The sequence below is a fragment of the Lelliottia nimipressuralis genome (genome assembly GCF_041464075.1).
GTDB lineage: Bacteria > Pseudomonadota > Gammaproteobacteria > Enterobacterales > Enterobacteriaceae > Enterobacter > Enterobacter nimipressuralis.
In genome coordinates, this window is sequence record NZ_CP167172.1 from 4219277 (window position 1) to 4228028 (window position 8752).

The 8752-nt window shown below is 49.8% G+C and carries 18 protein-coding genes and 1 pseudogene; 1 reads left to right on the top strand and 18 read right to left on the bottom strand.

Annotated elements, in window-relative coordinates; translation table 11 throughout:
• Positions 1–6: 6 nt before the first annotated feature.
• The 16 genes from rpsH to rpsJ form a co-directional block, all read right to left on the bottom strand.
• Positions 7–399, bottom strand: a complete 393-nt coding sequence (rpsH, locus tag ACB496_RS20255) for a 30S ribosomal protein S8 (protein ID WP_006178918.1) — start codon at positions 397–399, stop codon at positions 7–9.
• 33 nt (positions 400–432) lie between these two features.
• Positions 433–738, bottom strand: a complete 306-nt coding sequence (gene rpsN / locus ACB496_RS20260; RefSeq protein WP_015960709.1) for a 30S ribosomal protein S14 — start codon at positions 736–738, stop codon at positions 433–435.
• Between the two features lie 14 nt (positions 739–752).
• Positions 753–1292 carry a 50S ribosomal protein L5 gene (rplE, locus tag ACB496_RS20265; protein WP_015960710.1) on the bottom strand — a complete coding sequence of 180 codons (540 nt, stop codon included), beginning with the start codon at positions 1290–1292 and terminating at the stop codon, positions 753–755.
• Between the two features lie 14 nt (positions 1293–1306).
• Positions 1307–1621 carry a 50S ribosomal protein L24 gene (gene rplX, locus ACB496_RS20270; RefSeq protein ID WP_016538464.1) on the bottom strand — a complete coding sequence of 105 codons (315 nt, stop codon included), beginning with the start codon at positions 1619–1621 and terminating at the stop codon, positions 1307–1309.
• A gap of 10 nt (positions 1622–1631) precedes the next feature.
• Positions 1632–2003: a 50S ribosomal protein L14 gene (gene rplN / locus ACB496_RS20275; protein ID WP_015960712.1), complete on the bottom strand. Its 372-nt coding sequence runs from the start codon at positions 2001–2003 to the stop codon at positions 1632–1634.
• Between the two features lie 166 nt (positions 2004–2169).
• Positions 2170–2424 carry a 30S ribosomal protein S17 gene (rpsQ, locus tag ACB496_RS20280; protein ID WP_006817275.1) on the bottom strand — a complete coding sequence of 85 codons (255 nt, stop codon included), beginning with the start codon at positions 2422–2424 and terminating at the stop codon, positions 2170–2172.
• Positions 2424–2615, bottom strand: coding sequence for a 50S ribosomal protein L29 (gene rpmC, locus ACB496_RS20285; protein ID WP_032614707.1), 192 nt, complete (start codon positions 2613–2615; stop codon positions 2424–2426). The genes rpsQ and rpmC overlap by 1 nt, the downstream gene beginning before the upstream one ends.
• Entirely contained in the window at positions 2615–3025 is a 411-nt protein-coding gene (gene rplP, locus ACB496_RS20290; RefSeq protein WP_002919759.1) for a 50S ribosomal protein L16, read from the bottom strand. The genes rpmC and rplP overlap by 1 nt, the downstream gene beginning before the upstream one ends.
• 12 nt (positions 3026–3037) lie before the next feature.
• Positions 3038–3739, bottom strand: coding sequence for a 30S ribosomal protein S3 (rpsC, locus tag ACB496_RS20295; RefSeq protein WP_000529945.1), 702 nt, complete (start codon positions 3737–3739; stop codon positions 3038–3040).
• A gap of 17 nt (positions 3740–3756) precedes the next feature.
• A complete protein-coding gene (gene rplV / locus ACB496_RS20300; RefSeq protein ID WP_002919773.1) occupies positions 3757–4089 on the bottom strand; it encodes a 50S ribosomal protein L22 in 333 nt (110 codons plus the stop codon).
• Between the two features lie 14 nt (positions 4090–4103).
• Entirely contained in the window at positions 4104–4382 is a 279-nt protein-coding gene (gene rpsS, locus ACB496_RS20305; protein WP_001138115.1) for a 30S ribosomal protein S19, read from the bottom strand.
• Between the two features lie 16 nt (positions 4383–4398).
• A complete protein-coding gene (rplB, locus tag ACB496_RS20310; protein ID WP_042312092.1) occupies positions 4399–5220 on the bottom strand; it encodes a 50S ribosomal protein L2 in 822 nt (273 codons plus the stop codon).
• Positions 5221–5237: 17 nt separating this feature from the next.
• The gene (gene rplW, locus ACB496_RS20315; protein ID WP_004868363.1) at positions 5238–5540 is read right to left on the bottom strand and encodes a 50S ribosomal protein L23; all 303 of its coding nucleotides are present in this window, start codon (positions 5538–5540) and stop codon (positions 5238–5240) included.
• A complete protein-coding gene (gene rplD, locus ACB496_RS20320; RefSeq protein ID WP_015960716.1) occupies positions 5537–6142 on the bottom strand; it encodes a 50S ribosomal protein L4 in 606 nt (201 codons plus the stop codon). Before rplD ends, rplW begins: the two co-directional genes overlap by 4 nt.
• Positions 6143–6152: 10 nt before the next feature.
• Entirely contained in the window at positions 6153–6782 is a 630-nt protein-coding gene (rplC, locus tag ACB496_RS20325) for a 50S ribosomal protein L3 (RefSeq protein ID WP_016538466.1), read from the bottom strand.
• A 32-nt stretch (positions 6783–6814) separates the two neighbouring features.
• Positions 6815–7126, bottom strand: coding sequence for a 30S ribosomal protein S10 (gene rpsJ, locus ACB496_RS20330; RefSeq protein ID WP_001181005.1), 312 nt, complete (start codon positions 7124–7126; stop codon positions 6815–6817).
• 386 nt (positions 7127–7512) lie between these two features.
• Between rpsJ and ACB496_RS20335 the strand changes: the two are divergent.
• Positions 7513–7986: pseudogene (locus ACB496_RS20335) on the top strand (prepilin peptidase).
• Here ACB496_RS20335 and bfr read toward each other — a convergent pair.
• Together bfr and bfd are read right to left on the bottom strand one after the other, a co-directional pair.
• Positions 7970–8446: a bacterioferritin gene (gene bfr, locus ACB496_RS20340; protein ID WP_095283671.1), complete on the bottom strand. Its 477-nt coding sequence runs from the start codon at positions 8444–8446 to the stop codon at positions 7970–7972. The pseudogene ACB496_RS20335 and the gene bfr overlap by 17 nt on opposite strands.
• Positions 8447–8518: 72 nt before the next feature.
• A complete protein-coding gene (gene bfd, locus ACB496_RS20345) occupies positions 8519–8713 on the bottom strand; it encodes a bacterioferritin-associated ferredoxin (RefSeq protein WP_015960719.1) in 195 nt (64 codons plus the stop codon).
• Positions 8714–8752: the final 39 nt, after the last annotated feature.

Genomic DNA, 8752 nt, shown 5'->3' on the forward strand with positions numbered 1-8752 from the left:
CTCCGATTAGGCTACGTAGCAGATAATTTCGCCACCAAGACCAGCTTGGCGCGCTGCACGATCAGTCATAACACCTTTAGAGGTAGAAACAACTGCGATACCCAGACCAGCCATAACTTTAGGCAGCTCATCTTTTTTCTTATAGATGCGCAGGCCTGGGCGGCTGACACGCTGAATGCTTTCTACAACAGCTTTACCCTGGAAATACTTAAGAGTAAGTTCCAGTTCCGGCTTGGTGTCGCCTTCAACTTTAAAATCTTCGATAAAACCTTCTTCCTTCAGCACATTGGCAATTGCCACTTTCAGCTTGGCGGAAGGCATGGTGACCGCAACTTTGTTCGCGGCCTGACCGTTACGGATACGGGTCAGCATATCCGCGATCGGATCTTGCATGCTCATCTGTCTTTACTCCCGTGATTCAATTGGTGACAATTACCAGCTAGCCTTTTTCAGACCCGGGATTTCACCGCGCATAGCGGCTTCACGGACCTTAATACGGCTCAACCCGAACTTCCGCAGGAAAGCGTGCGGACGACCAGTTTGACGACAGCGGTTACGCTGACGAGACGGGCTGGAATCACGCGGCAGAGACTGCAGCTTCAGAACTGCGTTCCAACGATCTTCGTCGGAAGCGTTCACATCAGAAATGATCGCTTTCAGTTCAGCGCGTTTAGCGAAGAATTTATCAGCTAAAGCTACGCGCTTTACTTCGCGTGCTTTCATTGATTGCTTAGCCATTCAGTAACCCTACCTTACTTGCGGAACGGGAAGTCAAAGGCAGCCAGCAGAGCACGGCCTTCTTCGTCAGAGTTCGCAGTAGTGGTAATGGTAATATCCAAACCACGCACGCGGTCGACTTTATCGTAGTCGATCTCTGGGAAGATGATCTGCTCACGGACACCCATGCTGTAGTTACCACGACCATCGAATGACTTAGCGGACAAGCCACGGAAGTCACGGATACGTGGAACAGCAATAGAGATCAGGCGCTCAAGGAACTCCCACATGCGTTCGCCACGCAGAGTTACTTTACAGCCGATCGGATAGCCCTGACGGATTTTGAAGCCTGCAACAGATTTGCGTGCTTTGGTGATCAACGGCTTTTGACCGGAGATTGCTGTCAGATCAGCTGCTGCGTTATCCAGCAGTTTCTTGTCAGCGATCGCTTCACCAACACCCATGTTCAGGGTGATCTTCTCGACCCGAGGGACTTGCATGACAGAATTGTAGTTAAACTCAGTCATGAGTTTGCTAACTACTTCGTCTTTGTAGTAATCATGCAGTTTCGCCATCGTACTACTCCAAATTACTTGATAGTTTCGCTGTTAGACTTGAAGAAACGGACTTTTTTGCCGTCTTCGAATCTAAAGCCTACACGGTCAGCCTTGCCGGTTGCCGCGTTGAAGAGTGCAACGTTAGAAACCTGAATTGCAGCTTCTTTTTCAACGATGCCACCTGGTTGGTTCAGGGCCGGAACCGGCTTCTGATGTTTCTTAACCAGGTTGATACCTTCAACAATGATCTTGCCGGAAGACAGAACATTTTTTACTTTACCGCGTTTACCTTTATCTTTACCGGTTAACACGATAACTTCGTCATCACGACGGATTTTCGCTGCCATGATTCGCTCCTTAGAGTACTTCTGGTGCCAGAGAGATAATTTTCATGAACTTTTCAGTACGAAGTTCACGAGTTACCGGCCCAAAGATACGCGTGCCGATAGGCTGCTCGCTGTTATTGTTTAAAATAACGCATGCATTACCATCGAAGCGAATGACAGAACCGTCAGGGCGACGAACACCCTTCCTGGTGCGCACCACTACCGCTTTCAGCACATCACCTTTCTTGACCTTACCACGTGGAATTGCTTCTTTGATGGTGATCTTGATGATGTCGCCTACGCCTGCGTAGCGACGGTGCGAGCCACCCAGAACCTTGATACACATTACGCGACGTGCACCGGAGTTGTCGGCGACGGTCAGCATAGTCTGTTCTTGGATCATTTTAGTGCTCCGCTAATGTCAACTACTACCTGAGACCCTAAAATCAGAGTCGTCGAAAAGCCCCATATCGAGGGCGCGGCATTATAACACCGGTTCTACAATATGGGTAGAAAAAATACACGGCTCATTACTGAGCCGTGTATTCGTATTGAGAGGCCTAACTGTATTACAGAACGGCTTTCTCTACAACGCGAACCAGCGTCCAGGACTTAGTCTTGGACAGCGGACGGCATTCGCGGATTTCAACCACGTCACCGATACCGCATTCGTTGTTCTCGTCATGTACGTGCAGTTTGGTCGTACGCTTGATGAATTTACCGTAGATCGGGTGTTTCACAATGCGTTCGATAGCAACAACAATGGATTTCTCCATTTTGTCGCTAACAACACGACCTTGCAGAGTACGGATTTTATCGGTCATTACGCACCCGCCTTCTGAGTCAGTAAAGTCTTAACGCGTGCAACATCACGACGCACTTGCTTCAGCAGGTGAGTCTGTTGCAGCTGGCCACTTGCAGCCTGCATGCGGAGGTTAAACTGCTCACGCAGCAGGTTCAGCAGCTCAGCGTTCAGCTCTTCAACGCTTTTTTCACGCAGCTCATTTGCTTTCATTACATCACCGTCTTAGTTACAAAGGTGGTTTTAATCGGCAGTTTCGCTGCTGCCAGGCCGAATGCTTCACGGGCTAGCTCTTCCGGTACGCCGTCCATTTCATACAGGACTTTACCCGGCTGAATCAAGGCAACCCAATACTCCACGTTACCTTTACCTTTACCCATACGAACTTCCAGCGGCTTCTCGGTAATTGGTTTGTCCGGGAATACACGGATCCAGATTTTACCTTGACGCTTAACTGCACGGGTCATTGCACGACGTGCTGCTTCGATCTGACGTGCAGTCAGACGACCACGGCCAACAGCTTTCAGACCGAAAGTGCCGAAGCTAACATCCGTACCCTGCGCCAGACCACGGTTGCGGCCTTTGTGCACTTTACGGAATTTTGTACGCTTTGGTTGTAACATCAGCGACGCTCCTTATTTACGGCCTTTACGCTGCTGCTTTTTAGGTTGCGCAGCCGGTTTTTCCGGTTGTTCAACAGCAGCCATACCACCCAGGATCTCACCTTTGAAGATCCATACCTTAACGCCGATTACACCGTAAGTGGTGTGCGCTTCAGAGGTGTTGTAGTCGATGTCAGCACGCAGAGTGTGCAACGGTACGCGACCTTCGCGGTACCATTCGGTACGTGCGATTTCCGCGCCGCCGAGACGGCCGCTAACTTCAACTTTGATACCTTTAGCGCCCAGACGCATTGCGTTCTGTACAGCACGCTTCATAGCACGACGGAACATAACACGACGTTCCAGCTGTGAAGTGATGCTGTCAGCAACCAATTTAGCGTCCAGTTCAGGCTTACGAACTTCAGCGATATTGATCTGTGCAGGAACGCCAGCGATATCCGCTACGACCTTGCGCAGTTTTTCTACGTCTTCGCCTTTCTTACCGATAACGATACCCGGGCGAGCGGTGTGAATAGTCACACGAATGCTCTTAGCCGGACGCTCGATAACGATACGAGATACAGACGCTTTAGCCAGTTCCTTAGTCAGGTACTGACGTACTTTAAAATCGCTGTCCAGGTTGTCAGCGAATTCTTTGGTGTTCGCAAACCAGGTTGAATTCCATGGTTTTACAATACCCAGGCGAATACCATTAGGATGTACTTTCTGACCCATTGCTAGTCTCCAGAGTCTCAGCGATCGGACACAACCACAGTAATGTGGCTGGTGCGCTTCAGGATGCGATCTGCACGACCTTTCGCACGCGGCATAATGCGCTTCATGCTTGGGCCTTCGTCTACGAAGATTTTCGCAACTTTCAGATCGTCAATGTCAGCGCCATCGTTGTGTTCAGCGTTAGCAATGGCAGATTCCAGTACTTTCTTGACCAATACCGCAGCTTTCTTGTTGGTATAGGTCAGGATGTCCAGGGCCTGCGACACTTTCTTACCGCGAATCAGGTCAGCAACAAGGCGAACCTTCTGAGCAGAAGAACGAGCATGGCGATGTTGAGCTAAAGTTTCCATCTCTTCCTCCTACCTTATTTCTTCTTCGCTTTTTTATCAGCAGCGTGGCCGCGATAAGTACGAGTCGGTGCGAATTCACCCAGTTTATGACCGACCATTTCGTCGGAAACAAAGACTGGAACGTGCTGACGACCATTATGGACAGCGATGGTCAAACCGATCATGTTAGGAAAGATCGTTGAACGACGGGACCAAGTGCGCAGGGGCTTCTTGTCTCCGCTTTCCACCGCTTTCTCTACCTTCTTCAGCAAGTGCAGGTCAATAAAAGGACCTTTCTTGAGAGAACGTGGCATGGCTTATCCTCTAAAATTATTTGCTACGGCGACGTACGATAAATTTATCAGTACGCTTGTTGCTGCGGGTCTTCTTACCTTTGGTCTGAACGCCCCATGGAGTTACAGGGTGCTTACCAAAGTTACGACCTTCACCACCACCATGTGGGTGGTCGACTGGGTTCATCGCAGTACCGCGAACGGTAGGACGAACACCACGCCAGCGTGCAGCACCTGCTTTACCCAGAACGCGCAGCATATGCTCAGCATTGCCAACTTCGCCCAGAGTTGCACGGCAGTCTGCTTCTACTTTACGCATTTCACCAGAACGCAGACGCAGGGTGACATAAGCACCATCACGAGCAACGATCTGAACGTAAGTACCAGCGGAACGTGCCAGCTGACCGCCTTTACCTGGTTTCATTTCTACGTTATGAACGGTAGAACCAACCGGGATATTGCGCATCGGCAGGGTGTTACCTGCTTTGATTGCAGCATCAACGCCAGACTGAATCTGGTCGCCAGCTTTCAGGCCTTTAGGGGCCAGGATGTAACGGCGTTCGCCATCTTTGTACAGAACCAGCGCGATGTTCGCGGAACGGTTCGGATCGTACTCAAGACGCTCAACAATTGCCGGGATACCGTCTTTGTTGCGTTTGAAGTCAACAATACGATAAGCCTGCTTGTGACCACCACCGATGTGACGAGTGGTGATACGGCCATTGTTGTTACGACCACCGGATTTGCTGTTTTTTTCAACCAGCGGAGCAAAAGGTTTGCCCTTGTGCAGCTCTGGGTTGACCACTTTAACGACGTGGCGACGACCCGGAGATGTCGGTTTACATTTAACAACTGCCATTGTATTACTCCTCCGACTTACTCAGCGCCGCCGACGAAGTCCAGATTCTGGCCTTCCTTCAGGGTGACGTAAGCTTTTTTCCAGTCGCTACGACGACCGATACGCTGTCCGTGACGTTTAACTTTCCCTTTAACGACCAGGGTGTTAACGACTTCGACTTCGACTTCAAACAGTTTCTGCACAGCAGCTTTGATTTCTGCTTTGGTCGCGTCTTTAGCAACTTTGAGAACGATGGTATTTGTTTTTTCCATCGCAGCAGACGCTTTTTCAGAAACGTGCGGTGCACGAAGCACCTTCAGCAGACGTTCTTCACGAATCATGCCAGCATCTCCTCAACTTGCTTAACAGCATCAGCAGTCATTACGACTTTGTCGAAGGCGATCAGGCTAACCGGGTCGATACCAGTTGCATCGCGTACGTCAACCTTGTGCAGGTTGCGCGCAGCCAGGAACAGGTTTTCGTCCAGCTCACCGGTGATGATCAGCACATCTTCCAGAGCCATGTCTTTCAGTTTCTGTGCCAGCAGCTTAGTTTTAGGCGCTTCTACAGAGAACGTCTCGACAACGATCAGACGATCCTGACGTACCAGTTCGGACAGAATGCTTTTCAGCGCGCCGCGGTACATCTTTTTGTTTACTTTTTGACTGTGGTCCTGCGGGCGAGCAGCGAAGGTCACGCCACCGGAACGCCAGATCGGGCTCTTGATAGAACCTGAACGCGCACGGCCGGTACCTTTCTGGCGCCACGGCTTTTTGCCGGAACCAGTTACTTCAGCACGAGTCTTCTGAGCACGAGTACCCTGACGAGCACCAGCTGCATAAGCAACTACAACCTGGTGAACCAGCGCTTCGTTGAAATCACGACCGAAGGTAGTTTCGGAAACAGTCAGCGCGCTCTGCGCGTCTTTCAATACTAATTCCATTGCTATCCCCTTACGCCTTCACAGCTGGTTTAACGATCAGGTCGCTACCGGTTGCACCGGGAACAGCACCTTTAACCAGCAGCAGGTTGCGCTCAGCGTCAACACGTACTACGTCCAGGCTCTGAACAGTTACACGTTCGTTACCCAGCTGACCTGCCATTTTCTTGCCTTTAAACACTTTGCCCGGAGTCTGGTTCTGACCGATAGAACCCGGAACGCGGTGAGACAAGGAGTTACCGTGGGTAGCGTCCTGGGTACGGAAGTTCCAGCGCTTAACGGTACCAGCAAAACCTTTACCTTTAGAGGTACCGGTTACGTCAACTTTTTTAACTTCAGCAAACAGCTCAACGCTAATGTCCTGACCTACGGTGAACTCTTCGCCTTCAGCAAGACGGAATTCCCACAGACCACGGCCAGCTTCAACGCCAGCTTTAGCGAAGTGACCAGCCTCCGGCTTGGTTACACGGTTAGCTTTTTTAGCACCGGTAGTAACCTGAACAGCACGGTAGCCATCGTTAGCCAGGTCTTTAACCTGAGTAACGCGGTTTGCTTCAACTTCGATTACGGTTACTGGGATAGAAACGCCATCTTCAGTGAAGATGCGGGTCATACCCACTTTTTTACCGACTAAACCAATCATTGTTTCAACCTCTCAATCGCTCGATGACCTGATTAACCCAGGCTGATCTGCACGTCTACACCGGCAGCCAGATCCAGACGCATCAGAGCATCAACGGTTTTCTCAGTTGGCTCAACGATGTCAACCAGACGCTTATGAGTACGAATTTCGTACTGATCACGCGCATCTTTGTTAACGTGCGGAGAGATCAGAACGGTAAAACGCTCTTTGCGGGTCGGCAGCGGGATCGGACCACGGACTTGCGCACCAGTGCGCTTAGCAGTCTCGACGATTTCCGCGGTTGATTGATCGATAAGACGATGATCAAACGCTTTCAGGCGGATACGGATTCTTTGGTTCTGCATGAGACCAGAGCTCCAATTATTTTATAAACGAAAATGATTACTACTCAAACCCATTACGATTGATGGGAGAGTGTAACCGTTCTTACGTAGCCCCCCAATTGGGAGCATTGTTGAGTAACGAAAAACAGTGTTACTCAGGTTCAGATTGAACCAGCTGTCAATTACGACAAGCCCGCGCATTATACGTAAATCTGACCACAACGCAAGTGCAGTTTATAAAACAGGCTCTCGTGGTGGGTTTTGCGTAGCCGCTCGACATCGGATTGCAAAGCGTGTCGAGCTAGCGTGATTCGCTGGAAGGCTTCACGCAAAGACAACTTTTGCTGTTTGCCCTGCAATAACGCCCGGAAGAGGATAGCGCTGCGATACTTTCTGAGGCTTAAACCATGCTAACCGCCCTTCCCTTTCTGATGCTCTATGCAATCTTGACCTGTCTTCTCGTGCGCGAAGATATTCGCTCAGGCCTTTTACCCGACAAATACCTTTGTCCATTACTTTGGACAGGCCTTCTTTTCCATCTCACTATCCATCCTGATTTTCTCGCCAGCGCCGTAATGGGTGCGATGGCGGGATACATCGGCTTTGCCTGTATTTATTGGGGTTAACGTATGGTGTTTAAACGAGAAGGGCTAGGATATGGAGATGTGAAGTATCTTGCTGCGTTAGGCGCCTGGCACGGCTGGTGCGTTCTTCCGGCGATAGCCTTGTCTGCTGCAATTCTGGCAATAAGCTTTGTGCTGATTCAGATGGTCATGAAACCGGGACAACAGATACATAAAAACCCACTACCGTTTGGCCCATTTCTGGCGGCAGCAGGTTTAGTGTCGGGTTGGCAGAGCTTACTCAGTCTGCCACTTTGATCTGAGATTGCAGGTAGTTTTGCAGACCAATTTTTCCGATGAGGTCCAGCTCGGTTTCCAGCCAGTCGATATGGCCCTCTTCGTCAGCCAGAATGGTGATCATCATGTCACGGCTGACGTAATCATGAACGCTGTCAGCGTAGGCAATGGCTTCACGAAGATCCTTCGCCCCTTCAAGTTCAAGACGGAGATCGGATTGCAGCATTTCTTCGACATCTTCACCAATACCCAGCTTCCCGAGATCCTGCAAATTCGGGATACCTTCGAGAAATAGAATACGCTCGATGTATTTATCGGCATGTTTCATCTCATCGATGGATTCATGGTATTCGACATCATTGAGGCGCGTCAGGCCCCAATTTTTGAACATTCTCGCATGGAGAAAATACTGATTGATTGCGACAAGCTCATTTCCCAATAATTTATTGAGATAACTTATGATTTTAACATCACCTTTCATTATATAGTCCCTCCGCTTCCACTTATTGAAGCGTAGATGGGGCTACAGGGATGTCAAAAAAAAGATAGAGCCTCAGGCGATCTCTTTGTATTCCGGGATCTGCGTCAATTCGTCCTGCATTATCTCGCGCGCCGCACGAACGCACTTACCGCATTGATTTCCTACTGGAACAAATTTTCGAAGCTGCTGGAAAGACTGAGGGTGAAACTGGCGAACGGCCTGACGTATTTTTTTGTCACTCACACCATTACACAAACAAACGTACATAAAAACTCCCGCTCAATTTATGATCAAAGTGTAAGTGAG

Coding starts and splice junctions, on each gene's coding strand:
- rpsH (WP_006178918.1), bottom strand. CDS start 399: ATGAGCATGCAAGATCCGATCGCGGATATGCTGACCCGTATCCGTAAC.
- rpsN (WP_015960709.1), bottom strand. CDS start 738: ATGGCTAAGCAATCAATGAAAGCACGCGAAGTAAAGCGCGTAGCTTTA.
- rplE (WP_015960710.1), bottom strand. CDS start 1,292: ATGGCGAAACTGCATGATTACTACAAAGACGAAGTAGTTAGCAAACTC.
- rplX (WP_016538464.1), bottom strand. CDS start 1,621: ATGGCAGCGAAAATCCGTCGTGATGACGAAGTTATCGTGTTAACCGGT.
- rplN (WP_015960712.1), bottom strand. CDS start 2,003: ATGATCCAAGAACAGACTATGCTGACCGTCGCCGACAACTCCGGTGCA.
- rpsQ (WP_006817275.1), bottom strand. CDS start 2,424: ATGACCGATAAAATCCGTACTCTGCAAGGTCGTGTTGTTAGCGACAAA.
- rpmC (WP_032614707.1), bottom strand. CDS start 2,615: ATGAAAGCAAATGAGCTGCGTGAAAAAAGCGTTGAAGAGCTGAACGCT.
- rplP (WP_002919759.1), bottom strand. CDS start 3,025: ATGTTACAACCAAAGCGTACAAAATTCCGTAAAGTGCACAAAGGCCGC.
- rpsC (WP_000529945.1), bottom strand. CDS start 3,739: ATGGGTCAGAAAGTACATCCTAATGGTATTCGCCTGGGTATTGTAAAA.
- rplV (WP_002919773.1), bottom strand. CDS start 4,089: ATGGAAACTTTAGCTCAACATCGCCATGCTCGTTCTTCTGCTCAGAAG.
- rpsS (WP_001138115.1), bottom strand. CDS start 4,382: ATGCCACGTTCTCTCAAGAAAGGTCCTTTTATTGACCTGCACTTGCTG.
- rplB (WP_042312092.1), bottom strand. CDS start 5,220: ATGGCAGTTGTTAAATGTAAACCGACATCTCCGGGTCGTCGCCACGTC.
- rplW (WP_004868363.1), bottom strand. CDS start 5,540: ATGATTCGTGAAGAACGTCTGCTGAAGGTGCTTCGTGCACCGCACGTT.
- rplD (WP_015960716.1), bottom strand. CDS start 6,142: ATGGAATTAGTATTGAAAGACGCGCAGAGCGCGCTGACTGTTTCCGAA.
- rplC (WP_016538466.1), bottom strand. CDS start 6,782: ATGATTGGTTTAGTCGGTAAAAAAGTGGGTATGACCCGCATCTTCACT.
- rpsJ (WP_001181005.1), bottom strand. CDS start 7,126: ATGCAGAACCAAAGAATCCGTATCCGCCTGAAAGCGTTTGATCATCGT.
- bfr (WP_095283671.1), bottom strand. CDS start 8,446: ATGAAAGGTGATGTTAAAATCATAAGTTATCTCAATAAATTATTGGGA.
- bfd (WP_015960719.1), bottom strand. CDS start 8,713: ATGTACGTTTGTTTGTGTAATGGTGTGAGTGACAAAAAAATACGTCAG.